This window comes from Massilia sp. Leaf139, assembly GCF_001424165.1.
In the GTDB taxonomy this organism is placed as follows: Bacteria; Pseudomonadota; Gammaproteobacteria; order Burkholderiales; family Burkholderiaceae_D; genus Telluria.
Genome location: NZ_LMOJ01000023.1, coordinates 103,669 through 130,464 on the forward strand (window position 1 = coordinate 103,669; position 26,796 = coordinate 130,464).

The 26,796-nt window shown below is 64.2% G+C and carries 29 protein-coding genes; 10 read left to right on the forward strand and 19 right to left on the reverse strand.

Annotation, left to right across the window (positions count from 1 at the left end; genetic code table 11):
* Positions 1-34: 34 nt before the first annotated feature.
* Positions 35-991, reverse strand: coding sequence for a LysR family transcriptional regulator (locus ASF77_RS14605; protein ID WP_056340769.1), 957 nt, complete (start codon positions 989-991; stop codon positions 35-37).
* A 159-nt stretch (positions 992-1,150) separates the two neighbouring features.
* Here ASF77_RS14605 and ASF77_RS14610 point away from each other — a divergent pair, with 159 nt between their 5' ends.
* The gene (locus tag ASF77_RS14610; protein WP_056340772.1) at positions 1,151-1,348 is read left to right on the forward strand and encodes a hypothetical protein; all 198 of its coding nucleotides are present in this window, start codon (positions 1,151-1,153) and stop codon (positions 1,346-1,348) included.
* A gap of 73 nt (positions 1,349-1,421) precedes the next feature.
* Here the strand turns inward: ASF77_RS14610 and ASF77_RS14615 are convergent, their stop codons facing one another.
* The 7 genes from ASF77_RS14615 to ASF77_RS14645 all read right to left on the reverse strand — a co-directional run bounded on the left by ASF77_RS14615 (position 1,422) and on the right by ASF77_RS14645 (position 6,940).
* On the reverse strand, positions 1,422-2,018 hold the full coding sequence (locus tag ASF77_RS14615) for a chalcone isomerase family protein (protein ID WP_056340775.1): 597 nt from the start codon (positions 2,016-2,018) through the stop codon (positions 1,422-1,424).
* Between the two features lie 31 nt (positions 2,019-2,049).
* Positions 2,050-3,660: a methyl-accepting chemotaxis protein gene (locus tag ASF77_RS25125; RefSeq protein WP_056341230.1), complete on the reverse strand. Its 1,611-nt coding sequence runs from the start codon at positions 3,658-3,660 to the stop codon at positions 2,050-2,052.
* 153 nt (positions 3,661-3,813) lie between these two features.
* Entirely contained in the window at positions 3,814-4,314 is a 501-nt protein-coding gene (locus tag ASF77_RS14625; RefSeq protein ID WP_162244860.1) for a DUF1003 domain-containing protein, read from the reverse strand.
* A 115-nt stretch (positions 4,315-4,429) separates the two neighbouring features.
* Positions 4,430-4,690: a YfhL family 4Fe-4S dicluster ferredoxin gene (locus ASF77_RS14630; protein WP_056340780.1), complete on the reverse strand. Its 261-nt coding sequence runs from the start codon at positions 4,688-4,690 to the stop codon at positions 4,430-4,432.
* Positions 4,691-4,711: 21 nt separating this feature from the next.
* Positions 4,712-5,209: a pantetheine-phosphate adenylyltransferase gene (gene coaD / locus ASF77_RS14635; protein ID WP_056340784.1), complete on the reverse strand. Its 498-nt coding sequence runs from the start codon at positions 5,207-5,209 to the stop codon at positions 4,712-4,714.
* Positions 5,210-5,365: 156 nt separating this feature from the next.
* On the reverse strand, positions 5,366-6,001 hold the full coding sequence (gene rsmD, locus ASF77_RS14640) for a 16S rRNA (guanine(966)-N(2))-methyltransferase RsmD (protein WP_056340786.1): 636 nt from the start codon (positions 5,999-6,001) through the stop codon (positions 5,366-5,368).
* Between the two features lie 30 nt (positions 6,002-6,031).
* Entirely contained in the window at positions 6,032-6,940 is a 909-nt protein-coding gene (locus ASF77_RS14645) for a DUF6279 family lipoprotein (protein ID WP_056340788.1), read from the reverse strand.
* Positions 6,941-6,967: 27 nt separating this feature from the next.
* On the opposite strand from ASF77_RS14645, the gene glmU reads away from it, so the two are divergent.
* Entirely contained in the window at positions 6,968-8,344 is a 1,377-nt protein-coding gene (gene glmU / locus ASF77_RS14650; RefSeq protein WP_056340790.1) for a bifunctional UDP-N-acetylglucosamine diphosphorylase/glucosamine-1-phosphate N-acetyltransferase GlmU, read from the forward strand.
* Positions 8,345-8,469: 125 nt separating this feature from the next.
* Here the strand turns inward: glmU and ASF77_RS14655 are convergent, their stop codons facing one another.
* Positions 8,470-8,943, reverse strand: a complete 474-nt coding sequence (locus ASF77_RS14655) for an Lrp/AsnC family transcriptional regulator (protein ID WP_056340792.1) — start codon at positions 8,941-8,943, stop codon at positions 8,470-8,472.
* A gap of 158 nt (positions 8,944-9,101) precedes the next feature.
* Here ASF77_RS14655 and glmS point away from each other — a divergent pair, with 158 nt between their 5' ends.
* Positions 9,102-10,931 (forward strand): glutamine--fructose-6-phosphate transaminase (isomerizing), encoded by a 1,830-nt coding sequence (gene glmS, locus ASF77_RS14660; RefSeq protein WP_056340794.1) that lies wholly within the window; start codon positions 9,102-9,104, stop codon positions 10,929-10,931.
* Between the two features lie 73 nt (positions 10,932-11,004).
* Here the strand turns inward: glmS and ASF77_RS14665 are convergent, their stop codons facing one another.
* The 4 genes from ASF77_RS14665 to tssK form a co-directional block, all read right to left on the reverse strand.
* The gene (locus ASF77_RS14665; RefSeq protein WP_056340796.1) at positions 11,005-11,436 is read right to left on the reverse strand and encodes a hypothetical protein; all 432 of its coding nucleotides are present in this window, start codon (positions 11,434-11,436) and stop codon (positions 11,005-11,007) included.
* A 123-nt stretch (positions 11,437-11,559) separates the two neighbouring features.
* Complete coding sequence (locus ASF77_RS14670) at positions 11,560-12,963, reverse strand: hypothetical protein (protein WP_056340798.1); 1,404 nt, start codon at positions 12,961-12,963, stop codon at positions 11,560-11,562.
* A gap of 9 nt (positions 12,964-12,972) precedes the next feature.
* Positions 12,973-13,236, reverse strand: a complete 264-nt coding sequence (locus ASF77_RS14675) for a PAAR domain-containing protein (protein ID WP_056340799.1) — start codon at positions 13,234-13,236, stop codon at positions 12,973-12,975.
* Positions 13,237-13,247: 11 nt separating this feature from the next.
* The gene (gene tssK / locus ASF77_RS14680; RefSeq protein WP_056340800.1) at positions 13,248-14,588 is read right to left on the reverse strand and encodes a type VI secretion system baseplate subunit TssK; all 1,341 of its coding nucleotides are present in this window, start codon (positions 14,586-14,588) and stop codon (positions 13,248-13,250) included.
* 228 nt (positions 14,589-14,816) lie between these two features.
* On the opposite strand from tssK, the gene tssE reads away from it, so the two are divergent.
* From tssE to ASF77_RS23710, 5 genes are all read left to right on the forward strand, one after another.
* The gene (gene tssE / locus ASF77_RS14685) at positions 14,817-15,302 is read left to right on the forward strand and encodes a type VI secretion system baseplate subunit TssE (RefSeq protein ID WP_056340802.1); all 486 of its coding nucleotides are present in this window, start codon (positions 14,817-14,819) and stop codon (positions 15,300-15,302) included.
* Positions 15,303-15,305: 3 nt separating this feature from the next.
* Complete coding sequence (tssF, locus tag ASF77_RS14690; protein ID WP_056340803.1) at positions 15,306-17,147, forward strand: type VI secretion system baseplate subunit TssF; 1,842 nt, start codon at positions 15,306-15,308, stop codon at positions 17,145-17,147.
* Positions 17,111-18,196 carry a type VI secretion system baseplate subunit TssG gene (gene tssG / locus ASF77_RS14695; RefSeq protein WP_056341232.1) on the forward strand — a complete coding sequence of 362 codons (1,086 nt, stop codon included), beginning with the start codon at positions 17,111-17,113 and terminating at the stop codon, positions 18,194-18,196. The genes tssF and tssG overlap by 37 nt, the downstream gene beginning before the upstream one ends.
* Positions 18,197-18,438: 242 nt before the next feature.
* The gene (locus ASF77_RS24355) at positions 18,439-18,822 is read left to right on the forward strand and encodes a hypothetical protein (protein ID WP_156648901.1); all 384 of its coding nucleotides are present in this window, start codon (positions 18,439-18,441) and stop codon (positions 18,820-18,822) included.
* Positions 18,735-18,995: a TonB C-terminal domain-containing protein gene (locus tag ASF77_RS23710; RefSeq protein ID WP_082493792.1), complete on the forward strand. Its 261-nt coding sequence runs from the start codon at positions 18,735-18,737 to the stop codon at positions 18,993-18,995. Before ASF77_RS24355 ends, ASF77_RS23710 begins: the two co-directional genes overlap by 88 nt.
* A 7-nt stretch (positions 18,996-19,002) precedes the next feature.
* On the opposite strand, the gene ASF77_RS14705 is transcribed toward ASF77_RS23710, so the two are convergent.
* From ASF77_RS14705 to ASF77_RS14725, 5 genes are read right to left on the reverse strand one after another with little or no spacing between them, the layout of a single operon-like run.
* Entirely contained in the window at positions 19,003-19,740 is a 738-nt protein-coding gene (locus tag ASF77_RS14705; RefSeq protein ID WP_056340805.1) for an SDR family oxidoreductase, read from the reverse strand.
* Between the two features lie 15 nt (positions 19,741-19,755).
* Entirely contained in the window at positions 19,756-20,190 is a 435-nt protein-coding gene (locus ASF77_RS14710; RefSeq protein ID WP_056340806.1) for a DoxX family protein, read from the reverse strand.
* Positions 20,191-20,202: 12 nt separating this feature from the next.
* Entirely contained in the window at positions 20,203-22,491 is a 2,289-nt protein-coding gene (locus ASF77_RS14715) for a xanthine dehydrogenase family protein molybdopterin-binding subunit (protein ID WP_056340809.1), read from the reverse strand.
* Positions 22,484-23,515, reverse strand: coding sequence for a xanthine dehydrogenase family protein subunit M (locus ASF77_RS14720; protein WP_056340811.1), 1,032 nt, complete (start codon positions 23,513-23,515; stop codon positions 22,484-22,486). The genes ASF77_RS14715 and ASF77_RS14720 overlap by 8 nt, the downstream gene beginning before the upstream one ends.
* The gene (locus ASF77_RS14725; protein ID WP_056340813.1) at positions 23,512-24,036 is read right to left on the reverse strand and encodes a (2Fe-2S)-binding protein; all 525 of its coding nucleotides are present in this window, start codon (positions 24,034-24,036) and stop codon (positions 23,512-23,514) included. The genes ASF77_RS14720 and ASF77_RS14725 overlap by 4 nt, the downstream gene beginning before the upstream one ends.
* 217 nt (positions 24,037-24,253) lie before the next feature.
* On the opposite strand from ASF77_RS14725, the gene ASF77_RS14730 reads away from it, so the two are divergent.
* Complete coding sequence (locus ASF77_RS14730; protein WP_056340815.1) at positions 24,254-25,267, forward strand: zinc-binding alcohol dehydrogenase family protein; 1,014 nt, start codon at positions 24,254-24,256, stop codon at positions 25,265-25,267.
* 135 nt (positions 25,268-25,402) lie between these two features.
* Here ASF77_RS14730 and ASF77_RS14735 read toward each other — a convergent pair whose 3' ends face one another.
* The gene (locus ASF77_RS14735; RefSeq protein ID WP_156648902.1) at positions 25,403-26,056 is read right to left on the reverse strand and encodes a DUF6624 domain-containing protein; all 654 of its coding nucleotides are present in this window, start codon (positions 26,054-26,056) and stop codon (positions 25,403-25,405) included.
* Between the two features lie 123 nt (positions 26,057-26,179).
* Between ASF77_RS14735 and ASF77_RS14740 the strand changes: the two genes are divergently transcribed.
* Positions 26,180-26,770 (forward strand): histidine phosphatase family protein, encoded by a 591-nt coding sequence (locus tag ASF77_RS14740; RefSeq protein WP_056340819.1) that lies wholly within the window; start codon positions 26,180-26,182, stop codon positions 26,768-26,770.
* Positions 26,771-26,796 lie beyond the last annotated feature (26 nt).

The following is a 26,796-nucleotide window of genomic DNA, read 5'->3' on the forward strand; positions in this document are numbered from 1 at the left end:
GCGTATCACCGCGTGGGCGGGAGACCCGCCCACCCTACGCCGCCTGGCGCTCGCCCTTGGGGGCGGTGGCCACCGCCGCCGTATTCTCCAGGTTATTCCTCAGCCAGCGGTGCGCCGGGCTGCGGCCGTCGCGTTCGTGCCAGAGCATGTCGAGGTGCACGGCTGGCAGGGCAAACGGCAGTTCACGCCAGATCAGGGATTCGGTCATGCCGGTGGAGACCATCAGATGCTTCGGCAGCACCGTGATCAGATCCGAATTCGCCACCACCCGCCCCGCCGTGAAGAACTGGTTCACGGTCAACAAAATGCGCCGCTCGCGGCCGATCTGGGCCAGCGCCTCGTCGACTAGCCCATGGGCGCGGCCGGAAAAACTCACGAGCAGGTGATTCGCCTTGCAGTAAGCATCAAGGTCGAGCTTGCTGGCCGCGAGCGGGTGGTTCTTACGCATCACGCACACATACTGGCCCGAATACAGGCGCTCGTGGCGGATCGGCGAGCCAGTTTCATAGGACAATTGCGCCGCCACGCCGGGGAAGAAGCCGACGGCGAGGTCGATGTCGCCGCGCAGCAGCATCGGGCGCGGTTCGCGCGTGGTCAGCGGCACCATGCGGATGTTGACGCCCGGCGCTTCGCTCTCGATCGAGCGCATCAAGGAAGGCAGCCAGTAGGCGGCGGTGGCGTCGGCCATTGCCATGCGGAAGGTCGCTTGCGCCTTCGAGACATCGAAGGTTTCCGGCATCACGGCCGCTTCCAGCGACTGCAGCGCGGCGCGCACCGCCGGCCATAGCGCTTCCGCGCGCGGCGTCGGTTTCACGCCATATGCGGTGCGGATCAGTAGTTCGTCGCCCAGGCTTTCGCGCAGGCGTTTGATGGCGTTCGAGACGGCCGGCTGGGTCATCGCCAGATGGCCGGCGGCGCGCGTCAGATTTTGTTCGGTCATCACTGCGTCGAATACGCGCAGCAAATTCAAGTCCAGTGTCAGGAAGCTCATGGCAGTGTCTCGGTGGCGGGTAAGCGCAGCTATTGGTCTGCATCAAAGTGTACCCCATTTCATTCACCATCCATATAAGCCTCATCAATAAACGAAATTAGATTTATATGTTGCAATGCACTATAGTTTTTAAAAACAACATCCCATAGTAAAAAAATCATGTCCTTCGCTGCCACCGTCACCCAGTTCTCGTTCCCGCTGCTGGCGCTGGCCGACCTGCTGCGCGGTGCGTTGGTGCTGGCGCTGCTGGGCTGTGTGTTGATGTTTTTCCGGCCCCTGCTCTCCGGCCTACTGCGCGCTTTCGTCCTGACCCTGCGTCCGCGCCCCGCCCGTCCGGCCCGCAACGCCCGCGCATAAAACCCCAGCCATAAAAAAAACGCGGCCACCGGTCACCCGGCGCCGCGTTTTTTCTTTTCATTAGCGACTTCGTTTAACGCGCGTCACCCAGCAGCGCCGGTTTCAGCGAGCGGTCGACCGGCTTATCTCCCAGCCAGATGCGCAGCACGGCATTATAAAAAGTCAGATCCGAGACGGGCTCGCCGATGCGCTTGCCGTTGAGTTCGCAGACGGTGCCGGTGCCCGGGATCCAGTCCATGTGCAGCACGTCGCCCTTCTTGATGGCGTCGACATTTGCGAACATCTCGCCGAACTTGCCGATCTGGCCGACGATCTTCGATTTCTCCGTCTTGTCCAGGTTTTCGTTGATGCCATCCATGAAGGCTTTACCGAGGTCTTCGGCGGCGATATCGCGCGCCATCACCAGGGTCACACGGCGCGGCCCCTCGACTTTCAAAATGTCGGCCACGCTGGTCTTCTTTTCGGTGAGATACAGGCCGGCGGCATACACTTTGATGACGAGCTTGGTGCGCATGCCGGCGCCGTTCAGTTTCAGATCCTTACCGCCGACTTTATTGGTGTCCTCGAACTTGATGCCGCTGACGTCGATGGCGGCATGAGCGCTGCCGAGGAAGGCGACGGCCAGCGCGGCGCCGCTCAGGATGGTTTTGGTGTGTTTGATGATGGTCATGCTGTCTCCGTAGTGAGTGCGTTTTATTCGATTATTCGATGGCCGCTGGCGGGGCCGGCAGGCGTGGCAGCGTGTCCGCCGCCAGCGTTGCCGCCGGCGTGGCCAATTTAAAAATGCTCACGGCGCGCGCCAGTTGCGTGGCCTGCTCCTGCATCGACGCCGCGGCAGCGGCCGCTTCCTCGACCAGGGCGGCGTTTTCTTGCGTGCTGTTGTCCATGTCCGCGACGTTGCGGCTGACCTGGGCGATGCCGGCGCTTTGTTCGGCGCTGGCGGCCGTGATCTCGGCCATGATGTCGGTCACGCGGCGCACGCTGTCGACGACGTCGCGCATGGTGGCGCCGGCCTGCTCGACAAGGTGGCTGCCTTCGCGCACCTTGTCGGCCGAGTCGCCGATCAGCACCTTGATTTCTTTTGCCGCCGCCGCCGAGCGCTGAGCCAGGCTGCGCACCTCGCTGGCGACGACGGCGAAACCGCGTCCCTGTTCGCCGGCGCGGGCCGCCTCAACGGCCGCGTTCAGGGCCAGGATATTCGTCTGGAAGGCGATCGAATCGATGACGCCGATGATGTCGACGATGCGCTTCGAGGAGGCCGTAATCGAACCCATGGTGTCGACCACTTGCGCCACCACGGCGCCGCCGCGCGCGGCCACGCTCGAGGCTTGTGCGGCGAGGGCGTTCGCCTGGCGCGCGTTGTCGGCGTTTTGCTGGACGGTGCCGGTGAGCGTGCGCATCGAATCGGCCGTGTCGCCCAGGGACGCCGCCTGCTGCTCGGTGCGGGTGGAGAGGTCGATGTTGCCGCTGGCAATTTCGGTGGAGGCGCTGGCCATCGCTTCGGTGCTGACGCGCACGTCGGCGACGATGCGCTGCAGGCTGTCGTTCATGTGGCGCAGCGCGTGCATCATCTGCCCGGTTTCGTCGCGCGTATCGGCGCGGATCTCGCTGGTCAGATCGCCATCGGCCACACGGCGCGCAATCGTCACCACATGGCGCAGCGGACGCACGATGCTGCGGGTGGCAAGCCAGGCCACGCCCAGGGAAATCAGGGCGGCGACCCCGGCCAGGATCAACACGAACAGCTGGGTGCGGCGCGTTACGGTGGACGCCGCTTCACCGGCGGCCGTCATGGCGGCGTTCTGGTAAGCGATGAAGCGGTCGAGCTGCTCGAAATATTTCGTTTGCTGGGGGCGCAGCGAGAACATGAATTTGACCATGGCCTCGTCCTTGCGCTCTTCCAGCACGAGTTTGCCGAAGGCGTCCTGGGCCGGCAGGAATTTCGCCTGGATCGTACCGATATTTGCCAGGATCTTGGCTGCCTCGGCATCGTCCAGGCTGCGCCCCAGGTGGGCGACGGCGGCGCTGGCGTTCGCGCTTTTTTGACGTGCGTTCTCGAGTTCCTTGCGCACCTGGTCGGGATCGCTCATCACCAGCACACTGAGCATGCCGCGCGTGGCTTCGTTGACGTCGGTCTTGATCGCATTCGCGCTGACGGTATTCGCGTAGCGCAAGTGGATCAATGCATCCATTTCCGCGTTCAGGCTGGCCAGGCGCGTATAAGAAAGGCCGGCCAACAAGACCAGCAAGGAAATCACGATCCCGAAGCCGATCGCCAGGCGCTGGCCGATGCGCAAGTTATTGATGTTCACCACACTCCCCGTTTCATCGAAAAAAGTATGCTCGTGCTAAAACAGCAATAGCAATATAGCACCGAAATCTTGTCGAAAATCAAGACCGACAGACTATTTCAATGCTGCAAGAGCACAATACGTAGGGAAACTAAGCGGGATGACAGTGGGGAACTAACGGGTCTTGCGGTCGATCGCTTCCAGCACGCTGGTCGTGTCTGCCGGCTTGGCCAGCTCTTCGGCTTTATCGTCCGGCTTGTCGGCCAGATTTGGCGAGTCGCGCCGGATCTCTTCCAGCATGGCGATGATCTTGCTGGTCTTTTCGTCGGCCAGCAGGCTGATCTGCAGGTCGAGATGGGCATTCCGGTCGGCCAGTTTCGACATCCGGTTCTGGCGGATCAGCACGGTGGTGGAGATAATGAAAGCGTTGAGGGAGACAAAACCCTGCAGCCAAAAAAACGGCGGCTCGTCCGGCTGGGGCAGGTCGATGAAGGAAGCGGCGCTGTTCCAAACCAGCCAGCACAGGACGAAAGCCATGTTGGTGGCGAAATAGCCGGGACTGCCGAGAAACAGGCTGATCTTTTCGACGACTTTCTGGGCCGGCGTGGCGCGCTGCTCGTGGCGTTTGCAATACTCGGCGATGGTGCCGATGTTTTCGTCCACCGTGGACGGCAAGGCATCACCTGTGAACGCGGATTCGGATTCGGGAGTCGATGCGGACGAAGGAGCGGAAGTGGCCATGGCCGAGCATAGCATTGCCACCGGCAAGGTGGCGCACCGCCGCGATGGCTCAGGCGGTGTTCTTATTGGCCGTCAGGCGTTCGTACTTGATCAATAATTCCTCGCGCGTTTCGCGCCAGGCGGGATTGAACGGAATGCAGGCGACCGGGCACAGGGCCTGGCACTGCGGTTCGTCGAAGTGGCCGACGCATTCCGTGCATTTATGGGGGTCGATCTCGTAGATCTCTGCGCCCATCGAAATCGCGTCGTTCGGGCACTCAGGCTCGCACACGTCGCAATTAATGCAGTCGTCGGTAATCAATAAGGCCATGGTGCTGCTCGATTTAAAAACTCAGGCTTTCGGCGCGCTCATGGATGCAATTTTCTTTTGCAGCCAGCGATCGACCGAAGGGAACACGAATTTGGACACGTCGCCGCCGAGCATCGCGATTTCGCGCACGATGGTGCCCGAAATGAACTGGTACTGGTCGGACGGGGTCAGGAACAGGGTTTCGACATCGGGCAGCAGATAGCGGTTCATGCCGGCCATCTGGAACTCGTACTCGAAGTCGGACACGGCGCGCAGGCCGCGCACGATGACGCGCGCATCGTGCTGGCGTACGAAGTCTTTCAGCAAGCCGGAGAAACTCTGGACTTTGACGTTCGGGTAATGGCCCAGCACCTCGTTGGCAATCTCCAGGCGCTCCTCGAGCGAGAAGAATGGCTTCTTGTTCTTGCTGTCGGCGACACCGACGACGAGCGTGTCGAAGAGACCCGATGCACGGCGAACCAGATCCTCATGGCCGCGGGTGAGCGGATCGAAGGTACCTGGATAAACGGCTACTACCATTGCTGCTCCCTGGAAGAAACACCTGAGTTAGAGCGCAAACGCCCCTGGAACGCGCATTATGCCTGAAAATCTGGCAATTGCCCCAGCATGGGGGCGGTTTTGCCCGCGAATTGGGCAAACATGGCGTGTTTAAGCCTTGTTTTCGTGCAAGTTATCTTACATGGGGTTCAGCTTCAGCAAGTGATAGTAGACCATGCCCGCCTTGTCGGCGCGGATCTGTATCCACGGTGCCAGCCAGTCGGGCATGCCTTCTCCGGTGGGCAGCGCATATTCCGCTTCCACATAGACCAGGCCGTCCTCTTTTAATAAATCGACGCAGAGCGGCAGCGCTTTGGCGATCAGATCCTGTTGATACGGCGGATCGAGGAAGATGACATCGTAGCGCTGGCCACGCTGCGCCAGGTCGCGCGCGAGGACAAAGGCGTCGCCGCGCAGGATGGAGACATTCTGCGCCTTCAGCATCTGCCCGTTGTCCTGCAGCTGGCGCGCCGCGGGTGCATGCAGTTCCAGCATCGTCACCATGCGCGCGCCGCGGCTGGCCGCTTCGAAGCCGAGGGCGCCGCTGCCGGCGAACAGATCGAGGCAATCGACGCCCTCCCAGTCGCCGCCGACCTGGTGGTGAATCCAGTTGAACACGGTTTCGCGCACGCGGTCGGGCGTCGGGCGCAGGCCGAGCGCGTCGAGCACCGGCAATAAACGGCGTTTCCACTCGCCGCCAATGATGCGAACCTGCTGCGGCGCCAGGCGCGGACGGCCGTGCTGGCCCTGGGATTTGCTCGAACTTTTTTGCATGGCGCGCACTATAACAGATGGCCGATGCCCTTATTTCGCCTCTTTCGCGAGCACATTAAAATCGTTGATCCACCCCTGCATGCGTTGCTGCGCATGGGCTTTCTGGGCCGGCGTGGCGATGCGGATTGCGCTCAGGATGTAATTGCTGGTCGCATTGATATACGCGTCATAAAACCCCTTGCGTTCCGGCGCATCCATGCGCGTAAAGAATTCGCGTAGCAGCGCAGTGATCATGGTGGCGGTTTGTTCCTTGCTCGGCTTTTCCTGCTGAATCTTGCGCGCCAGGGCCAGGATTTTCCGTTGGCGCAGCATGCGTTCTTCCAGCCAGACGTTGTTGTCGAGCGGACGGGCGTCGGAGGCGCGGCGCAGGGCTTTTTCCTGCTCGTTGCTAAAGCCGCCGAACCACAATTTGAATTGTTCCATCGATTTATCGAAGCGCGCCTCATTGCGTTTCTCGACGCTGCCGCTGACGAATTTGCGGCGGTATTCGTCGTTTTTCTTTTTAAACCGTCCTTCCATCTGTTCGATCTGCTCGGGCGTCAGCGAACGGGCCAGGTCGACCATGTCCGGCACGGCCTTCATGGCCAGGGTTTCGGTGTGCTTGCGGATCTCGCGGTAACCGTTCAATAAATCGGCCTGGGTCGGATTGCCGGCCAGCTGCTGCTGGAAGGTGCCGAGCAGGGCGGCGTAATCGTCGAGCTGGGTTTTGCGGTGCCATTGAAACAGTTCGCGGATATCGCGTTTGACCCAATCGGACTGTTCTCCCTCGAAGTCGACATAGGCGTCGAGCCACCAGTACAGTAGGGTGTCGCCATGGTTGTAGCTGAAGCGGATGGTGCTGCAAGCGCCGACCAGGGCCAGCAGGGCAATCAGGAACAGGGCACGCGTGCGCTGCAGCAGTGAGTGGTGTGAAGAGGCATGCGTGATAAACTTTTTCATCTTATTAACTCTTATTGAATACGGCTTATGAACGTTGTCATCCTTGCCGCCGGCATGGGAAAGCGCATGCAGTCCGCGCTGCCTAAAGTGTTGCATCCGCTGGCGGGAAAGCCGCTGTTGCAGCATGTGATCGATACCGCGCGCCTGCTGCGGCCGAGTAAATTATGCGTGATTTACGGACACGGGGGCGCAGCGGTGCCGGAGATGGTGGCAGGCCTGGCGCAGGATGGCGCGGCGCCGATCGACACCGCCTTGCAGCAGCCGCAGCTGGGCACCGGCCACGCCGTGATGCAGGCCGTGCCCCAGCTCGATGAAAACGTGCCGACCCTGGTGCTCTACGGCGACGTGCCGCTGACGACTGCCGATTCGCTGCGCCGCCTGGTCGATGCCGCCGGCAGCGACAAGCTGGGTATTCTCACCGTCGAGCAGGCCAATCCCTTCGGGCTGGGCCGCATCGTGCGCGAGAACGGCCGCATCGTGCGCATCGTCGAAGAAAAGGATGCGAGCGACACCGAGCGCGCCATCCGCGAAATCAACAGCGGCATCATGACGGTGCCGACCCAGCACCTGAAACGCTGGCTGGCGGCGCTGTCGAACAACAATGCACAGGGCGAGTATTACCTGACCGACATCGTGGCCCAGGCCGTCGCCGATGGCGTCGAAGTGGTTTCCGCTTCGCCGAGCGGCGAATGGGAAGTGGCCGGTGTCAACAGCAAGGTGCAACTGGCCGAACTCGAGCGCCGCCATCAACTGAACATCGCCAACGCCCTGCTGGAAAAGGGAATCACGCTGATGGATCCGGCGCGTTTAGATGTGCGCGGCGAACTGATTTGCGGACGCGATGTCGTGATCGACGTCGGCTGCGTGTTCGAGGGCCGGGTCGAACTGGCCGACGGCGTGAAGGTCGGCCCGCACTGCGTGCTGGTCAATGCCCGGGTCGGCGCCGGCGCCCAGATCAAACCGTTCTGCCATATCGAGGATGCCGTGGTCGGCGCCGCCTCCCAGATCGGCCCCTATGCGCGCCTGCGCCCGGGCACGCAACTCGGGGAAGATGTCCACATCGGTAATTTCGTGGAAGTCAAAAACAGCCAGGTCGCGGCGCACAGCAAGGCGAATCACCTGGCCTATGTCGGCGACGCCACGGTCGGCTCGCGCGTGAACATCGGCGCCGGCACCATCACGTGTAACTACGATGGCGCCAATAAATTCCGCACGGTGATCGAGGACGACGCCTTCATCGGCAGCGACAGCCAGCTGGTCGCGCCGGTCACGGTCGGCAGGGGCGCCACGCTCGGCGCCGGCACCACGCTGACGAAAGACGCGCCGGCCGGCAAGCTGACCATCTCGCGCCCCAAGCAGATAACGGTCGAAGGCTGGAGCCGTCCCGTCAAAAAGCCGAAGTAATCCACCGTTTTTACACGGCTTATCGACGTGAAATTCACAGGGGTATCCACCGGCTTATGCACGGGATACCCCTGCTGTTTTCACCCTGTTCTACACAGAATTATCCACAGGCTAACACTGCCGCTTCAGACGGCGATGCGGGTGTCGAATTTACTTCTAAACGTCGAAAAATAGGCTTTGACGTTGCGCACGTTGGCGTGGGTGGCGAACAGGCGGTGTGCCAGCGCGTGGTAGGCCGGCATGTCGGCCACCTGCACGATCAACACGAAATCCGGGCCCGGCGCCACGCGGTAGCACTGCATCACGGCATCCTCGCACGCCGCCAGCTTCTCGAAATCGGCCATGCGCTCGGCCGCCTGCACATCGAGGGTGATCTCGACGATGGCGGTCAGGCGTGCGCCGACCTTGTCGGGGTCGACAAGCGCTACTTGCCGTGAGATAACACCATTCTCCGTCAGCTGCTTGACCCGGCGCAGACAAGTTGGCGGCGACACGTGAACCTGTCCCGCCAGCTCCGCATTCGTCTGCGATGCATCAGTCTGCAGGGCATTCAGGATGCGACGATCGAGTTCGTCCAGGGTAGTCGGATCAATTGTCATGAAATTTTCATCAAGTATTCAGCGATAGATGAAAGAATATTTCATCTTTCATGGGGCGTGAAATTTTATAACAAAAAAGCCTGCGCTCTGAAAGCATATTTCATGCGCATTGCCGTACGATATCCTTCATTGCTAATTTTTTATAACGAGGTCAGTTCATGTGCGGTATTGTCGGCGCAGTTGCTCAACGTAACATCACCCCTATCCTGATCGAGGGTCTGAAACGCCTCGAATACCGCGGCTACGATTCCTGCGGCGTCGCCCTGCACGTCGAAGGCCGTCTGGCCCGTTCGCGCAGCACCTCGCGCGTAGCCGACCTCGAAACGCAAATCGCCGGCACCGGCCTGCAAGGGTTCACCGGCATCGCCCACACCCGCTGGGCCACCCACGGCGCGCCGGCTTCGCACAATGCCCACCCGCACTTCTCGCCGAACGAAGAAACGGCCCGCATCGCGCTGGTGCACAACGGCATCATCGAAAACCACGACGAATTGCGTAGCGAACTCAAGGGACTCGGCTACGAATTCACGAGCCAGACCGACACCGAAGTGATCGCCCACCTGGTCGACCACATGTACAACGGCGACCTGTTCGACACCGTCCAGCAAGCCGTCAAGCGTCTGCACGGCGCCTATGCGATCGCTGTGTTCTCGCGCGAAGAACCGCACCGCGTCGTCGCCGCGCGCCAGGGCTCGCCGTTGATCCTGGGCGTGGGCGAAGGCGAGAATTTCGTCGCTTCCGACGCCATGGCGCTGGCCGGCACCACGAACCAGATCATTTATCTGGAAGAAGGCGACGTCGTCGACCTGCAGCTGTCGCGCTACTGGATCGTCGACGTCGACGGCAAGCCGGTCGAGCGCGAGGTCAAAACCGTGCACGCCCATACCGGCGCGGCCGAACTCGGCCCTTATCGCCACTACATGCAGAAGGAAATTTTCGAGCAGCCGCGCGTGATCGGCGACACCCTCGAGGGCGTCACCGGCATCATGCCGGAACTGTTCGGCGACAACGCTTATAAAGTGTTCAAGGACATCGACCGCGTGCTGATCCTGGCCTGCGGCACCAGCTACTATGCCGGCCTCACTGCCAAATACTGGATCGAGTGCATCGCCAAGCTGCCTGTGAACGTCGAAATCGCCAGCGAATACCGCTATCGCGACAGCGTGCCGCACCCGAAAACCCTGGTCGTCACCATCTCCCAATCGGGCGAGACCGCCGACACCCTGGCCGCTTTAAAGCATGCGCGCAGCCTGGGCATGCCACACACGCTGACCATCTGCAACGTCTCGACCAGCGCCATGGTGCGCGAATGCGAGCTGGCCTACATCACCCGCGCCGGCGTCGAAGTCGGGGTCGCCTCGACCAAGGCGTTCACCACGCAGCTGGCCGCCCTCTTCCTGCTCACCCTCACCCTGGCGCAAGTCAACGGCCGCCTGACGGACGCGGAAGAAGCCGAGCACCTGAAGCAGATGCGCCACCTGCCGGTTGCCCTGTCGTCGGTGCTGGCGCTGGAGCCGCAGATCATCGCCTGGGCCGAGGAATTCGCCCGTAAGGAAAACGCCCTGTTCCTGGGCCGCGGCATGCACTACCCGATTGCCCTGGAAGGCGCCCTGAAACTCAAGGAAATCTCGTACATCCACGCCGAAGCCTATCCGGCGGGCGAGCTGAAGCACGGCCCGCTGGCGCTGGTGACGGAAGAGATGCCGGTCGTGACCATCGCCCCGAACGATGCGCTGCTGGAAAAGCTGAAATCGAACATGCAGGAGGTGCGCGCCCGTGGCGGCCAGCTGTACGTGTTCGCCGACGTCGACTCGCGCATCACCTCGGGTGAAGGCCTGCACGTGATCCGCCTGCCGGAACACTACGGCGAACTGTCGCCGATCCTGCACGTGGCGGCGCTGCAATTGCTGGCGTATCACACGGCGCTGGCACGCGGTACCGACGTCGATAAGCCACGCAATCTGGCGAAGTCGGTGACGGTGGAGTAATCCCGACAGAGGTTCGTCAAAATGAAGCCCGGACAATGTCCGGGCTTATTTTTTTGGCGCAGCTGATTGGGCTTCAGCGCGAATCGGTCGTGCCCGGCTTGTCCGGTGTCTGCTTGGCCAGCTCATCCACACTGGTTCCCGTCACGCCGGCATCGGCCGATTGCCCCTGCGCCGCCTCAGCGCCTGCGGCCGAGGTACCGGGTCTGCCGCCGCCGGCTGCCGCGCTCATCTCCTTTGCGGATTGCGCTCCCGCGGCGCCACGGTCGCTTTGCGCAGCGCCGGCCGGGCCGACATTGCTTTCCGGCGGGGCGCTGACGATGCCGCCGGGGCGATCGCTGTTGTCCGCGCCGGCCGCGCCAGTGTAGTGCCCGGCGTCCTGCGGGTGCTGGCCGCTGTCCGGATCGGCCGGGTCGGAACGGCCCGACAATGAATCGGGCCCGCGCGTGCCCGGGCTATGGGTGCCGTTGTTGTTGGCACCGATATCGTATTGCTTGTTTCCAGCCATGATCGACTCCCTGGTGTCATTCATCCATGGGGTCGATCTTAGCCAGTTTACGAAGCACACCAATAGGAGTGCGGGCTGACTGTGTGTAGGCGGCTTCGCACGGCGTGCGGATGAGTGCAGCGTTCAGGCAGACTGCGCCGGCGGCGGGCCGATCAGGGCCATGCTGTACATAAACGGATCGTCATTGCTGAGGAACAGGGTTGGCGCAGCGTTGGTGAAAACCGCATGGCGTGCCAGCGCCAGCGCGCCGATGAAGGGAACGGCGCCGCAGCTGCCGGTCGTGGTGCCGGTGCGCAGGACATCGGTGCTGGCGTCGAGCTCGGGGAAACTTGCCGACGCCAGTCCCATCACCTCCTGGGCGCGGCTGGCGCGGTGATCGCTGTCGGCCGCGATCAGGGCCACGCTGGCCAGCGCCAGGCCGGCGCCTTGCGCGCAGCGTTCGGCCAGATCGCTCAGACGTTTGGTGTCGGGGCGCTTGGCGCTGTCGCTGGAGACCTCGCGCCGTCCTTCCTGCAGCGGATACAGGCAAGCGAACAAGGCGTCGGGATGCTGGCGCGCGCTCTCCACGCTGCTCAGCAGCAAACCGGCCGCGCCTTCTCCGGGAATGCGGCCCCCAGCGCGCGTTGCCGTGCACAGCGAACCATTCGCGGCCCAGGTGTCAACCGTATCCTGGTCGATTTGCGAATCGCAGGCGAGGAGCAAGGTCGCGGCCTTGTTCGGCGCCTGGCAATCCGCCGCGCACTGCCCGAGAATGGCTGCCGGGGTCGCGTCGAACGCCACCTCCATCCTCGTTAAACTGTCCATCGGCCAGCCGCGCTGCGCGATCACGTGCTTGAACCAGAGACCCGCCGCATGGCGCTGTTCGACCGTCCATCCGGTCGGCAAGATCGGCAGCAGGCGCAGCGGCGGCGGTGTTCCCTGCTCGGGCATCAATTGCAGCATGGCTTCTTGCGCCAGATCGCGCACGACGGCGCTGCCGAGGGTCAGCGCGCGCCACCCGGCCTCGCCCAGGCGCAGCTCGGCCATGCCATTCAGCATCAGCCACTCCTGGACTTCTTCCTGCAGCGCTTCATCGACGGCCTCCTCGCTGCGCGCGCTCATGACGGGAAAGCCGTCGTCGTCGACCAGTTCCGGATCGAGATCCGGACGGGCGCCGTTGGCGGCCATGGCGGCGGCCAGGTCTTCGGGAGAAGCGCCGTGCGGAACGCGCAGGGCCGCGGCCAGGATCGCCAGCGGCGCAACCGGGGGCGCGGCCGCCGCCGTTTGGGCAACGCTGGCGCTGCCGGTCGCCGCCGGCGCCACGGCACGCGCCGTCACGATTTTCTTACCCAGCCACAGCAGCGACAGCAAGCCGAGCGGCGCGACCAGCAGCGCCAGCAGCAGTTCGGCGCCGGCCGGCGCGTTCTCGGCGCCGCGCCAGTAGGTAATTGCGACGGCCCAGCACAGCGCGAAGATCAGGACGGTAACAGCGGCTTTCTTGAGCCAGCCCGGCAGCGGGCTTGGTGGCGCGGCGGTGGTGGAGGTCATGAATAATCATCACAGGTTGTCGACCGTCGCCTGCTGGCTGGCGATCAGGGTGGCGCCGCAGGCGGTCTTGTCGCCGTGACGGGCGGCGGCTTTGCCGTCGATGATCAGGGTGGCGTCGCCGCTGACGATCGGGTTCGGCCCATGTTTCGGGCAGACGGTTTTATCGCCCATGCGCGCGATCGGGACGCCGCCGCTGTCGCTGTGGTTCGAGGCTTCGATGACGGAGCCGCCGTGCGAGGTTTTGTCACCGAGCAGGATCAAGGGGCCGGACATGGTGCCTTTCCTCAGGCCGCAACGGCCAGCAGTTCGAGTTTGAGTTCCTTCATCCCGGCCGGCACATAGATCGAGATCGATTGCGCCTTGAGCATGCGCTCGTACATTTGCCCTTTCGATTCGAGCATGAAATAGCAGGTGTCGGGACGCACGGCCAGGGCGGCCGGCGGCTGCGGCGTGTATTGGAGGCGCACGCCGGGCAGCGCGGACAGGACGAATTTCTCGACATCGTCCGGCGCGCCGACTTTAAAGCGCAGCGGCACCACGTCGACCAGCTGCACCGCCGGCACATCGGCAGAGACGGCGATATAAAACGTCGTCTTGTCGTCGATCTTGCCGGAGTCGAGGGCGCCGATGTAGTACGAGGGGCGCACTTCGCTCAGCGCGATCGCGAAATATTTCGAGGAGATCACGGTGTCGAGCAGTTCGCGGATGATCGTGTGCAGCTTGCTGAAACTCGGGCCCGGATCGGCGTGTTGATACGGCGGCAGGTCGGCCAGCGTCCAGCTCTTGGAAAACGTCATCAGGCCGCCGGCCACGTCCAGCAGTTGCTCGTAGAGCCGCTCCGGATGCAGGCTCGGGTGGTGGTAGTGGTGGCTCAGGGTGGCGTAGGCGGAACTGGCCGTGTGCAGCAGCCAGAACGAGGACATATCGCCCGAGCGGAATTCGATCACGTTGCGGCTCGGCTCGCGGTGGTGGCCGTAGAGGGCGCCGACCTTGGCCTGCAGCGCGTCGAGCAGGCGCCGCAATTGCTGGAACAAGGGCGCCGCCGCGCCGATCGACAGGCTGGGCGGGACAAAAGTCGGGTCGAGCTCGAAGCCGCCGGTGGCCGCGCGGCGCAGGCGCAGCAAGGGAAAATGGATGTAGGCGTCGCGCGGTTCGGATTCGGGCACCAGGCGCACCGATTTTTTCAGGTAGGCCAGCTGCACCGGCGCGGCTTGCGTGTACAGATCCGCCGTTTCCTGATTCGCCTGGACGAAGCGCGCCGTGTTCGCTGCCTGGCCCTGGGTGGCGAAATTGCCGCTAAACGGTTTGAGGCCGGGCAGCGCCGCGTAATAGGTCATGCTTTGCTGGGATTGCTGCAGCAGGCTCAGGTCGACGGTATCGGGCAGGGCGTCATGGTTCGGCGCGTCGACCAGTTCGCCGTCCTGGAAGCGCAGCGCCAGGTCGAGGATGCGCAGGACATTGTTCGCCAGCGCCTCGCGGTCGACCTGCAAGCGTTCCACGCCCCAGGCATACGGGTGCACGGCCTTGATGCCTTTTTGCAGGCAATGCTCGTGGTATTGATCCTGGCGCTGGAAATGCTGGGGGCGCAGCAATAAACCCTCGCCCCAGAGTACTTTGCTGGTCATCTCGCTGTCATCCCTATGTGATTTTTATCGAGCGCAAATTTGCCAACGGAAACAGTAGCACCCGCCCTCCCGGTATCGGCTTGCGCTTGCGCAAACGTCGGGTTTCAACAACGCGGCCGTGGGCGATGGCATTTCCTTATCTTTTTTCAACGTTCAGTCAGGCCTGCCCAGTAACACTACGAAGCTTGTCCGCCGTGTCTGCACTGCCATTACCTACAGGAGAAACCGATGCATCCATTCACGCCCGGCCTGTTCGACCGTCTGCTCGGCGTGCCCCTGCGCGGCGGATCCGGCAAGCCGGGACGCATGGCGCTGGAAGATGTAAAAGACGCCGTCGCGCGCGACCTGGAAGCCTTGCTCAATACCCGCGCCGTGCTGCCCGAGGATTTACTGAAAGACTGGCCCGAGTGCAGCCGTTCGATCGTCAGCTACGGCATGCAGGATTTCGCCGAACTGTCGCTGTCGAGTCCCTCGGATCGGGCCTATATCTGCATGTGCATCGAAAAAACCATCGCCACCCACGAGCCGCGCCTGCGCAATGTGAAAGCCCAGCTGGAGATGCGCGCCGGCGCCGTCAACCGGATCGACTTTTCGATCACCGGCGTGCTGGTCGCTAGCGCGTCCCAGGAAGCCGTGAATTTCGACGCGGTGCTGCAGCCTTCGACCCTGAGTTACAGCATCAGCAAGGCCGGCCGCGCCGCGCCAGGAGCATAACAAGTGGAACAATTACTGCCCTACTACGAGAGCGAGCTCGGCTACCTGCGCCGCAATCTGCGCGAGTTCGCCGAGCGCTACCCGAAGATCGCCGGCCGCCTGTTGATCAGCGGCGAAGTCTGCGAAGACCCGCATACCGAGCGCATGATCGAGTCCTTCGCCCTGCTCAATGCGCGCATCGCCAAGCGCCTCGACGACGACTATCCGGAATTCACGGAGGCGCTGTTCGACGTCCTCTACCCGCACTACCTGCGCCCCTTTCCCTCGTGTTCGATCGCTAGATTGGATTTCACGAGCGCCGCCAGACAACAGACCACGGCCGCGATGGTTCCACGTGGAACGCAACTCACGACGCGACCGGTGCGCGGTGCCGTCTGTACTTTTCGCACCGTCTACCCGGTGGCGATCGCTCCGCTGAGCTTGTCTCAGGCGCGCTTTTCCGACATCCTGCGCGCCCCGGATGCTGTCCGGCCGCCTGCGCAGGCCACATCCAGCATCAGCCTGACGATTGCCACCAGCGTCGAGCAGGTTGCCATTGGCGCGCTGAATTTGCCGCGCTTGCGCGTGTTCATCGATGGCGAACCCTCGTTCTGCGCCGCCCTGCGCGACGCCTTGTTCATGCGCACCGTCGCCGCCTATGCCGAAGCGGATCACAATGGACGCTGGGTAGCGCTGCCGGCCATCCCCGTGCTGGCGGCCGGCTTCGAGGACGACGAAGCCCTGATCGATTTCCCGGCCCGCTCGCATGGCGCCTACCGCCTGCTGACCGAATATTTTTGCTTCCCCGAGAAATTCAATTTTTTCGATATCGATTTAACAAGTTTGGGTGCCGCCGCGCCGGGGGCTAAAACGGTGACCCTGCATTTGGCGCTGTCGGGGATCCGCAGCGACTCGAACACGGCACGCATGCTCGGCACCCTCTCGACCAACAACGTCCTGCTCGGCTGCACGCCCGTCATCAACCTGTTCCGCCAGCGCGGCGAGCCGATCCGCCTGACCCACGCGACTGCCAGCTATCCGGTGCTGGCCGATGCGCGCCGCGCCTATGCCTTCGAGGTGCAGTCGGTCGATTCGGTGAACCTGGTGCGCCAGACCCCGCAAGGCGAAACCGTGGTGCAGTTCCGCCCTTTTTACTCCTTGCAGCACGCGCAGACCGCCGAGCAGAACGGCCATTACTGGGCCCTGCGGCGCGACGAGACCCTGGCCGAGCGCAGCCCCGGGTTCGAGACGCAGATTGCGATCGTCGACATTGATTTCGATCCGGCCGCGGTCGAAACCGACACCTTGAATCTGGAACTGACCTGCTCGAACCGCGACCTGCCCGCGCTATTGCCTGTCGGCCAGGCCGGCGGCGACCTGTTCTTGGAAAGCGGCTCATCGGTGCGCACGATCAGTTTCCTGCGCAAACCGACGACGTCCTGGCGCTTTCCCAGCGGCCGCAGTGCGCACTGGCGCCTGATCTCGCACCTGTCCCTGAACCACCTGTCGCTCGGCGCCGGCGGCGTCGAGGCTTTCCGCGAAATGCTGGCGCTGTACGACCTGCCGCGTTCGCCCTCCTCGCAGCGCCAGATCGGCGGCATCGTCGCCATCGAACAGCAGGCCAGCAGCGCCTGGCTGGCCGGTAACCCCTTCAATTGCCTGGTGCGTGGGGTGCAGGTGCGCTTGTCGATCGACGAAGAAGCGTTCATCGGCAGCGGCCTGAATGCGTTCGCCCACATCGTCGAACGTTTTCTCGCTTTGTACGTGCACGCCAACAGTTTTACCCAGCTGGTGCTGGTCTCGGCCAAGACCGGAGAAGAGGTGTTTGTATGCCCACCCAAAAGCGGCGATTTGAGCCTGCTGTAATCGAGCGCCTGTTTCGGGAACCGTACCGCTTCGAGTATTTCCAGGCGGTGCGCATGCTGGAACTCTGGCTGCGCAAGCACGGCGCGCCCGGAGGAGGCTTGGTCGCCAATTTCCTGCGCTTCCAGAACTCGACCTTGCTGCGCTTCCCGGCCAGTCAATTAGAGGCAATCGGGGTCGAGCCGCGCACCATCGAACCCAGCGCCACCTCCCTCGGCGCGGCGCTGCAAGCGTCCACTTTGCAATGGATCCGGATTACGCCGACCTTCATGGGCCTCCTGGGCGGGCATGGCGTGCTACCGCCGCATTACACCGAACGCGTGGCCGAGCAGCAATCGCTAGATAAGGACGAAGGCGCGCGCGCCTTTCTCGACACCTTTTCGAACCGCTCGCTGGCGCTGTTCTATGAAGCCTGGCGCAAGTACCGGCTGCATCTGAAATACGAAAGCACGGGGCGGGATGGATTCCTGCCGCTGCTGCTGGGCCTGGCCGGACTCGGCAATCCGGCGCTGCGGCGGCGCCTGGGACAGCCGGAACAGGGCGCCGTGCTCGATGAGTCGCTCGGCTATTTTGCGGCGGCACTGCGCCAGCGGCCGGTCTCGGCGGTGCAGATGGGGCGCGTGCTGTCCGAGTATTTCAGCCAGCCGATCCGGGTCGATCAATTCATGGGCGCCTGGTACGCGGTGCCGCCGGCCCAGCAAAGCACCCTCGGCTGCGACAGCGCCACCCTCGGCACCCGCGCGATCGCCGGCGAGCGGGTCTGGCAGCGCGACTTGCGCCTGCGCCTGGTGATCGGCCCCCTCGACCGTGCCGGTTTTGATGCCTTTCTGCCCGGCGGCCTGGCGGCACGCGCCCTGAACAGCCTGGCCATGCTGTTCACGGGGCTGGCGCTCGAATACGAAGTGGAGCTCGTCCTGCGCGCGGCCGACGTCTGCTGTGCCACCCTGTCCGGGGATCGCCATGCCGGCCGCCTGGGTTGGGGCACCTATCTCGTGGCCGGGCCCCAGCGCGAGGATCGGCGCGACGTGCATTACGACTTACGGATGGAATAGCCAGCGAGACGTCTTCCGCCTGCCGGTCGCGTGCCGGCTTTTTTTCGTCCGCCACGTGTCACGCCAGCGAGCTGGTATATGATGCCATTTTGCAATTTTCTAATGCAGCGCATGGCTGACGACGGCACGATGCACCTGACCCCCTGACAGCGCGGGAACCAGCAGCGCAGGAGCCGGCGTAGGCCACTGCACCTGATGACGGCGAGCCGGCGCCAGGTACGCAAGCGCCACTGGCCGCTGCCATGTGGGAGCGTTTTGACGAAGGCAGGCCCACGTTGGCGCGCACGCAGCGCCTCGGCGATCCGGACGCCTGGCACGAAGCCCTGTTTCCGGCCGCGGTGGCGGCCTTCGATTGGGCGCAGGATCGGCGCCACCTGGCGCAATTCGGTTATTTCGGCCACCTGCTCGATAGCGCGATCGACGAGCGCGCCCTGTTCGACAGCGAGGCGGCCGCCGTGCGCTCGGTGCAGAACCGGATCGCCATGCTGCTGCGCCGTGACAAGCAGGCCGACCGGCGCAACTGGCCGAGCACGAGCCCATGCCGCAATACGATTCTCCGCCCGATACGAGGCCGGGCGACTACACGGTCGCCTTCGAGGTCTTCCTCGACGCCGACGGCAAGGTGATCGGCATGAACACGCTCGATAATGCGCTGCTGCCAGGCTACAAGGACGCCGTCGCCGCAGCACTGCGCCGCGCGCGGCCTTTTCCGCCGGAGACGGCGCGCATCTTCGAATTCCGCCTCACCCTGCGCATCCAAACGCAGCGGCAGCAGCAGCGGCAGACGACGCAGGTCTAGCCGCCAGTTACACGATGCCGCCGTTCACGCGCAGCGTCTGGCCATTCACCCATTCTCCTTCCGGCCCCACCAGGAAGGCGACGGTATTGGCGATGTCCTGCGGGGTGCCGAGCCGCTCCAGCGGCGCCGCCTGCGCCAGACGTTCCACCAGTTCCGCTGGTTTGCCGTCGAGGAAAAGCTCGGTCGCGGTCGGGCCCGGCGCCAGCGCCGTCACCGAGATCCCCTTGCCGCGCATTTCCTTGGCAAAGATATTCGTCATGGTCTCGATCGCCGCTTTCGCGCCCGCGTACACGGCGTAACCCGGCAGGGCCAGGCCGATGGCGCTGGTCGAAAAGTTGACGATGCGTCCGCCCTGACGCAGGCGCGTCGCGGCCAGGCGCAGCATATTGAAGGTGCCGCGCGTGTTGATGGCGAAGATGCGCTCGTAGAGCTCGTCGCTGGTATCGGCCAGCAGCGTCGTGCCGGGCTGGATCACGCCGGCATTATTGACGAGGACGTCGACGCCGCCAAAGGCGTTTTCCGTGGCCTCGAACAGGCGCGCGCAGTCGGCCGCGCTGGCGACGTCGCCCTGTACGGCGAGCGCGCGTCCGCCAGCTGCTGCGATCTGGTCGACGACCTCCTGCGCATCCCCGGCGCGGCTGGCGTAATTGACCGTCACCGCGAACCCGTCCTGCGCCAGGCGCAAGGCGATCGCCCTGCCGATGCCGCGCGAGGCGCCGGTGACGATGGCCACCTTATCGTTCATCTCCTTCTCCTGTGTTCAATTCCATTTGCCGGTGCGCCCGCCGACGCTGTAGCGCCCCGCCCCGAGCAGGGCCAGCGCAATGGCCGCGAACAGGTACATGCCCTGCAATTCGAGCGCCCAGCCGCCCGTCTGGCTCATCGTGAAAAATTCCTTCGTATGCACCAGCAGGATGGCGACTACCATGTTGCCGGCCACGATCAGGGCTGCCAGCCGCGTCCAGACCCCGACCAGGAGCAGCAGCGGCGCGATCACCTCGCCCACATACACCAGGTAGCCGATCGCACCGGGCAGTCCCATTTTCTCGAGCATGCCGGTGATGAAGCCGACGCCGCCGATCAGCTTGGAAACGCCGTGGAACAGCAGCAGCAGGGCCAGCGTGACGCGCAGGATCAGGCGGCCGAGATCCTCGCGCCCGCTATCGGTGTCTGACGGGGACAGATCGGTTCTCATGGAAAGGCTCCTTTATGGGCCGCCGGCCAGCACCTTGTCCGGCGTGATCGGCGTACTGCGGATGCGTTTGCCGGTCGCGTGGTAGATCGCATTGCTGACCGCCGCCGCCACGCTCACCAGGCCGATTTCTCCGACGCCCTTGGCGCCCAGGCGGCTGACGATGCGGTCGTCCTCCTCGACGAAGATGACGTCGATGTCGTGGATGTCGGCATTCACCGCCACGTGGTACTCGGACAGGTTGTGGTTCATGAAGCGCCCGAAGCGGTGGTCGATATGGCTTTCCTCGTGCAGCGCCTGGCTGATGCCCCAGACCACGCCGCCGACGATCTGGCTGCCGGCCGTCTTCGTGTTCATGATGCGTCCGGCGGCGACGGCACTGACCACGCGCGTCACGCGCACGATGCCAAGCTCCTCGTCGACCCGCACCTCGACGAACACGGCCGAATGCACCATCCTCCGGAACTTGCGCTGCTTGAGCATATTCGGCAGCATCAGGTATTTTTCCTCGAGCCGCTCGCGCCCCGTGCGGCGCACGATGGCGCCGAGCGAAATGAAGGTGTGCGGATCCTTCTTCAGGCGCATCACGCCCCCGGCGAATTCGACCTCCTTCAAACGCTTGTCACGGAACGGCGAATCGGGGTCGGATTGGGCATGGCGCAGCAGCGTGAGCTGCAGCTTCTCGCAGACGCCGGCCACGGCCGAACCGACGGTGGCCACGTGCGAGGAGCCGCCCTCGACCGGCGCCACCGGCAAGGTGGAGTCGCCCAGCTGGAAACTGACGCGTTCCAGCGGCAGGCCCATGGTTTCGGCCGCGATCATCGCCATCACGGTATAGGTGCCGGTGCCAATGTCGGTGGCTGCGCTCGACACTACCAGGCGGCCGTCCGCGTGCATCACGGCGCTGGCGCGGGCGAACATCTGCAGCGCATCCCAGGCGCCAGTCGCCATGCCCCAGCCAACCCATTCGGCGCCTTCCTTGCGCGAACGCGGCGCCAGCGGCCGCTGCGACCAGCCGAAGCGTTCGGCACCCTGCTCGTAGCAGGCGCGCAGTTCCTTGCTCGAATACGGCTTGTCGTCGATTGGGCAACGCTCCGCGTAATTCTTCAGGCGCAGCGCCAGCGGATCCATCTTGAGGGCATACGACAGTTCGTCCATCGCCACTTCCAGCGCATGCATGCCGTGCGCGGCGCCGGGGGCGCGCATGTCCATCGGCGTGCTCAGGTCGAGCTTGACCAGTTGATAGCCAAGCTTGATGTTGTCGCAGGCGTATAGCAGGCCGGACCAGTTGACGACGTTTTCGACGTAGTCCTCCATCTGGGAGGTCTCGGCGACTGCGTCGTGGCGGATGGCGCGCAGCGTGCCGTCGCGCTCGGCCGCCAGCTTGACCCACTGGACGGTTTCCGGGCGGTGCCCGAAGCTGAACATCTGCTGGCGCGTGAGGGTGACGCGCACCGAGCGCTTCAAGCGGAGCGACGCCATCACGGCCAGGGCCAGCTGGTATTGCGGGCGCAGGCCGGAGCCGAAGGCGCCGCCCACATAGGGATTGCGCACGGTGACCTTGTTCTTCGACAGGCCGAACACATGCGAGACGTACCAGCGGCTGTTCTGCGAACTTTGGGTCTTGTCGTAGATCGTCAGGTGGCCGTCGGCGCCGTGAATGACGGTCGAGGCGAACAGCTCCAGTGGATTATGGTGTTCGATGCCGTGATAGAACTCGGCTTCGATTTTCACGGGGGCGGCTTGATACGCCTTGTCGGCATCGCCCTTGTCCGGCGGCGGCGGCTCGACCCCGGCGCGCAGCGGCAGCGGCTTGTAGGCGCGCGCCAGATTGGCTGTCAGGCGCGTGTCGTATTCTTCTTCGTCGTAGCGCACGCGCACCAGGGCGGCGGCACGGCGCGCCGCCTCGAAGCTCTCGGCCAGCACCAGCGCCACCGGCTGGCCGCTGTAGAACACTTCCTCGTCATACAAGGGACGGAAGGGCGAGCCGGGCGGCGCCGTCATGTCCTTGTAGGCGAGATCGACCGAACGCATCTTCGGGCGGTTCAGGTGGCTCATCACCTCGACCACGCCTTCGATCTGCATGGCGTCAAACGCGTCGATGTCGAGGATGCGGCCCCGGGCGACCGTGCTGCTCACGACCACGCCGTATAGCAGGTTCTCGGCCGGGTGTTCCGCCGCGTAGCGCGCCGCGCCAGTGACCTTGGCGCGGCCGTCGATGCGCTTGACATCGGTGCCGGTGGCGACCTGGCCAGTGCCCGGTTCGGCGACGGGAGGATTCAGGCCCTGGATCAGGTCAGTCATTCGGCTCTCCGGTATTGGTGACGGTGCCCTGCACCGCGGTCTGCAGCGCACGCACGATGGCCTTGCGCGCCAGTCCGATCTTGAAATCATTGTGGCCCTGGCCAAGCGCGCCCTCCAGCAGCAGGTCGGCCACGCGCCCGAACAGGGCCGGGTCTTCCTTCTGCCCCTCAAGCAGGGCTTCCGCCTCGGGTTTGCGCCAGGGTTTATGGGCCACCGAGCCGAGCGCGATGCGCGCGCTGCGGATCACGCCGTCGGCGCCGATGTCGAGCGCCGCCGCCACCGAGACCAGGGCGAAGGCATACGAGAGGCGCTCGCGCACCTTGATGTAGGCCGAGTGGGCGGCGTAACGGCGCGCGTCGGGCAGCGTGATGTGGGTGATCAGTTCATCCGCTTCGAGTACCGTGTCGTACTGCGGCGCGTCGTCGGGCAGGCGGTGAAACTCGTTAAATGGGATGGCCCGCTTGCCGCGCGCCGATTCGACGTGCACGGTCGCTTCCAGCGCCGCCAGGGCCACGCACATGTCGGACTGGTGGGTCGCGATGCAGTGCTCGCTGGCGCCGAGGATGGCGTGCTGGCGCGTGATGCCGCCGATCGCCGAACAGCCGCTGCCCGGTTCGCGCTTGTTGCAGGGCGTGCCGACGTCGTAAAAATAATAGCAGCGCGTGCGTTGCAGCAGGTTGCCGGCATTGCTGGCCATGTTGCGCAGCTGGGGAGAGGCGCCGGCCAGGATCGCGGCGGTGAGCAGCGGATAGCGCTCGCGCACCAGCGGGTGATAAGCAGTGTCGGCATTGCGCGCGGTCGCGCCCAGGCGCAGGCCCTCGCCCTCTTCCTCGATCGCGTCCAGCGGCAGGCGGTTGATGTCGACCAGGCGGCTCGACACCATCACGCCTTCCTTCATCAGGTCGATCAGGTTGGTGCCGCCGGCGATGAAGCGCACGGCTTCGCCGGCGAAGCTGGCATTACCCGCGACTTGCGCCAGCGCGGCTTCGCGCGTCTCGGCCTGGGAAAAAGTAAATGGGTTCATGCCGGCACCGTCCCGGGAACGATGGGGCGTTCGGCGTTGTCGCCGCCCGCGATCCCGGCCACCGCGCAGACCGCCTTGCGGATGCCTGGATAGGCGCCGCAGCGGCACACGTTCCCGCTCATCAGTTCGCGCACCTCCGCCACGGTCTTCGCTTGCCCTTCGTTGATCAGGCCGATCGCGGAACAGATCTGGCCGGGGGTGCAATAGCCGCACTGGAAGGCATCGTTGTCGATAAAGGCTTGCTGCATCGGGTGCAGCTGCTCGCCCTTGGCAAGACCTTCGACCGTGGTGATCTCGCGCCCGTTCTGCATCACGGCCAGGGTCATGCAGGAATTGATGCGTTTGCCGTCGACCAGCACGGTGCAGGCGCCGCACTGTCCATGGTCGCAGCCCTTTTTCGAGCCGGTCAGATCGAGGCGCTCGCGCAGCAGATCCAGCAGGGTCACCCAGGCTTCGAGTTCCATGTCGTGTTGCTGGCCGTTGATGCGCAGGGTGAGCGGGTAACGCTCGGGAGCGGTCATGGTGAATCCTTTCTGGAGGTGGCGGGCGTGGCTGGACGAGCGGGTGCAGCGGCAGTGCCGCGTTGTCATTCCGTTACTTCATCTTAGTGGCAAGCGCCGGGTAACCGGCGCACAATTAGCAGCGAGAACACGGCGGCAAGCGGGGAATGGAGGGCGCGCCAGCACGGGTTTGCGCTGCGCATTACACTGAGCCGATTCATTCCAACACGAGGTCATCATGAAAGCCATTGCCGCATTCGCATCCCTGCCCGCCACCCACGACCAGTCGCTGCAAGACATCGAACTGCCCGATCCGGTTGCCAGCGGCCACGACCTGCTGGTCGAAGTGCACGCCGTGTCGGTCAACCCGGTCGACACCAAGGTACGGCGCGGCCTGCCCGCAGCGGGACAGGCCGAACCGAAAGTGCTGGGCTGGGATGCGAGCGGCGTGGTGCGCGCGGTCGGCCCGGCGGTGACGCTGTTCCGCCCCGGCGACCGGGTCTGGTATGCCGGCGCCATCGACCGTCCCGGCAGCAACAGCGCACTGCACCTGGTCGACGAACGCATTGTCGGGCGCATGCCGCAATCGCTCGGCTTCGCCGAGGCGGCGGCGCTGCCGCTGACGGCGATCACCGCCTGGGAACTGCTGTTCGACCGCCTCGGTCTGGAATTCGGCGGCCATGCGGGGGAAAAATTACTGGTGGTGGGCGCCGCCGGCGGCGTCGGCTCGATCCTGGTGCAGCTGGCGCGCCAGCTGACCGGCATTACCGTGATCGGCACCGCTTCGCGTCCTGAAACGCGCGAATGGGCGCGCATCTTCGGCGCCCAGCACGTGATCGACCACAGTACGCCGCTGGACACGGCGCTGACGGCGGCTGGCCTGGGCGAGGTCGACTATGCGATCAGCCTGACCCACACCGACAAGCATTTCGCGGCGCTGGTGAATGCCATCAAACCGCAAGGGAAACTGGCGCTGATCGACGATCCGGAGCCGATCGACGTGCGCCTGCTGAAGCGTAAAAGCATCTCGCTGCACTGGGAACTGATGTTTACGCGTTCCCTGTTCCAGACCCCGGACATGCTGGCCCAGCACCGGCTGCTGAACGAGGTGGCGCAGCTGGTCGAGGATGGCCGCATCCGCACGACGCTGGCCCAGAACATGGGCCCGATCAACGCCGCCAACCTGCGCCGGGCGCACGCCTTTATCGAGAGCGGCGCAGCCAGCGGTAAAGTCGTACTCGAAGGGTTTTGAGGAGGCCGATTTTCGAGACCTTTAATTGTTTCTCGGCACTTTTTTGACCAACAAAGAGCTGCCTATAAATGAGTCAGACAACGCGATATATCGTTTATATGATTTATCTAAAATAAACGATATATACCGTATGTTTCAGCGTTTGATGTTGGGGTTACTGAAATCCGGCGGAGGGCAGTTTTCCGTGATGATCATGGCGTTGATGCTGCGTTTGTGATCGGCCAGCGAAGGCAGGCCCAGGCGCCTGCGGCGCGCTTCGACACGGGCCGTGTCTTCCAGCGGATAGTAGTCCCAGACGCAGGAGTCGACCTGGCGCAGCTGGGTGCCGTAGCGCTGGGGCCGGCCCTCCTTGACCGCCAGCCGGTCCGAGGCCGTGGCCAGGTGGATCACCGAGGCTTCGCCGTCCAGGGCCGCCAGTTCCAGCTGGCGCACGACCTGGCGCTGGAAGGGCAGATCCTCGCTCCGCTGCTGGGCGATCAGCCAGGCGCGGCGCGCGGCCTCAAGTCCCTCGACGCTGCTGCGCGGCCAGCCGCAGGCCGCCATCAGGGCGCCCAGGCGTGACGCGTTGTCGCGTTCCACCAGTTCCAGCTGCGCCCGATGCCGCGCCGCCACCGGATCGTCCGGCGGCGCCAGGTAATCGACCCGGCTGCGCACGGCTTCCAGCGCTTCCACCATCACCCCCAGTTCGCTCGCGTAAGAGGCGCATCCCGGCGCCGCCTGCGCCTGCGCCGCCAGCGCCAGCGTGGCAAGCAATCCCCCCAGAACCTGCATGCGTCGACGTGCCATCATCTCGTTCTCAAAAAAACAATGAACAAAGCGTAACATAAGCGCGGAGGGCCGCCGACCGTGCGCCGGGCCCTTCCGGCCGACCCCATAATGCCCCGGCCCCCCCCTACTTCACCGGGAGACCCCATGAACGCGCGTTGGTTCCTATCCTTGCTGGTGCTCGCAGCCGTACGCGCGCATGCGGCCGAGCCGGGCGAAGCCGCGCTGTGGGACGCCTTGCGCGGCGGCGGCGTGACCGTCCTGATGCGCCATGCGGCGACCAATCCCGGCATCGGCGACCCGCCCGGTTTCAAACTCGACCAGTGCGCGACCCAGCGCAACCTGTCGCCGGCCGGCCAGCAGGACGCGCGCCGCATCGGCGCCGCCTTTCGCCGCCACGGCGTCAATCCCGGCGCCGTCTGGTCGAGCCGCTGGTGCCGCTGCCTCGACACCGCGCGCCTGGCGTTCGCGCAGGCCACGCCCGAGCCGAGCCTGGATTCGATGTTCAACGACGAGGCAGATCAGTCGGCCGCCAAACTGCGCACCCTGCGCGCGCGCCTGGCCGCGCACCGCGATACGGCGCCGCTGGTGCTGGTCACCCACGACATCAACATCCGCGCCCTCACGGGACAGTCGCTGGCGCAGGGAGAACTGGTGTTGTTAACACAGCGCGCCGGCAAGCTGGAGGTAGTGGGGCGCCTGCCGGTGCCGCGCGAGGAAAAAACGGCAACACGATAGGCGCGCGTTGCCGGTTCGCGCGTAAA

Excerpts from the sequence above, each read along its gene's own strand:
- ASF77_RS14740 (WP_056340819.1), top strand. The coding sequence starts at position 26,180 with ATGAACGCGCGTTGGTTCCTATCCTTGCTGGTGCTCGCAGCCGTACGC.
- ASF77_RS23710 (WP_082493792.1), top strand. The coding sequence starts at position 18,735 with ATGCCGCAATACGATTCTCCGCCCGATACGAGGCCGGGCGACTACACG.
- ASF77_RS14735 (WP_156648902.1), bottom strand. The coding sequence starts at position 26,056 with ATGATGGCACGTCGACGCATGCAGGTTCTGGGGGGATTGCTTGCCACG.
- coaD (WP_056340784.1), bottom strand. The coding sequence starts at position 5,209 with ATGGTAGTAGCCGTTTATCCAGGTACCTTCGATCCGCTCACCCGCGGC.
- ASF77_RS14725 (WP_056340813.1), bottom strand. The coding sequence starts at position 24,036 with ATGACCGCTCCCGAGCGTTACCCGCTCACCCTGCGCATCAACGGCCAG.
- ASF77_RS14655 (WP_056340792.1), bottom strand. The coding sequence starts at position 8,943 with ATGACAATTGATCCGACTACCCTGGACGAACTCGATCGTCGCATCCTG.
- ASF77_RS14610 (WP_056340772.1), top strand. The coding sequence starts at position 1,151 with ATGTCCTTCGCTGCCACCGTCACCCAGTTCTCGTTCCCGCTGCTGGCG.
- ASF77_RS14665 (WP_056340796.1), bottom strand. The coding sequence starts at position 11,436 with ATGGCTGGAAACAAGCAATACGATATCGGTGCCAACAACAACGGCACC.
- glmS (WP_056340794.1), top strand. The coding sequence starts at position 9,102 with ATGTGCGGTATTGTCGGCGCAGTTGCTCAACGTAACATCACCCCTATC.
- ASF77_RS14730 (WP_056340815.1), top strand. The coding sequence starts at position 24,254 with ATGAAAGCCATTGCCGCATTCGCATCCCTGCCCGCCACCCACGACCAG.
- ASF77_RS14705 (WP_056340805.1), bottom strand. The coding sequence starts at position 19,740 with ATGAACGATAAGGTGGCCATCGTCACCGGCGCCTCGCGCGGCATCGGC.
- ASF77_RS14605 (WP_056340769.1), bottom strand. The coding sequence starts at position 991 with ATGAGCTTCCTGACACTGGACTTGAATTTGCTGCGCGTATTCGACGCA.
- ASF77_RS14670 (WP_056340798.1), bottom strand. The coding sequence starts at position 12,963 with ATGACCTCCACCACCGCCGCGCCACCAAGCCCGCTGCCGGGCTGGCTC.
- tssE (WP_056340802.1), top strand. The coding sequence starts at position 14,817 with ATGCATCCATTCACGCCCGGCCTGTTCGACCGTCTGCTCGGCGTGCCC.
- rsmD (WP_056340786.1), bottom strand. The coding sequence starts at position 6,001 with ATGCAAAAAAGTTCGAGCAAATCCCAGGGCCAGCACGGCCGTCCGCGC.
- ASF77_RS14710 (WP_056340806.1), bottom strand. The coding sequence starts at position 20,190 with ATGAGAACCGATCTGTCCCCGTCAGACACCGATAGCGGGCGCGAGGAT.
- ASF77_RS14630 (WP_056340780.1), bottom strand. The coding sequence starts at position 4,690 with ATGGCCTTATTGATTACCGACGACTGCATTAATTGCGACGTGTGCGAG.
- ASF77_RS14675 (WP_056340799.1), bottom strand. The coding sequence starts at position 13,236 with ATGTCCGGCCCCTTGATCCTGCTCGGTGACAAAACCTCGCACGGCGGC.
- glmU (WP_056340790.1), top strand. The coding sequence starts at position 6,968 with ATGAACGTTGTCATCCTTGCCGCCGGCATGGGAAAGCGCATGCAGTCC.
- tssG (WP_056341232.1), top strand. The coding sequence starts at position 17,111 with ATGCCCACCCAAAAGCGGCGATTTGAGCCTGCTGTAATCGAGCGCCTG.
- ASF77_RS24355 (WP_156648901.1), top strand. The coding sequence starts at position 18,439 with ATGTGGGAGCGTTTTGACGAAGGCAGGCCCACGTTGGCGCGCACGCAG.
- ASF77_RS14615 (WP_056340775.1), bottom strand. The coding sequence starts at position 2,018 with ATGACCATCATCAAACACACCAAAACCATCCTGAGCGGCGCCGCGCTG.
- ASF77_RS14645 (WP_056340788.1), bottom strand. The coding sequence starts at position 6,940 with ATGAAAAAGTTTATCACGCATGCCTCTTCACACCACTCACTGCTGCAG.
- ASF77_RS14720 (WP_056340811.1), bottom strand. The coding sequence starts at position 23,515 with ATGAACCCATTTACTTTTTCCCAGGCCGAGACGCGCGAAGCCGCGCTG.
- tssK (WP_056340800.1), bottom strand. The coding sequence starts at position 14,588 with ATGACCAGCAAAGTACTCTGGGGCGAGGGTTTATTGCTGCGCCCCCAG.
- ASF77_RS14715 (WP_056340809.1), bottom strand. The coding sequence starts at position 22,491 with ATGACTGACCTGATCCAGGGCCTGAATCCTCCCGTCGCCGAACCGGGC.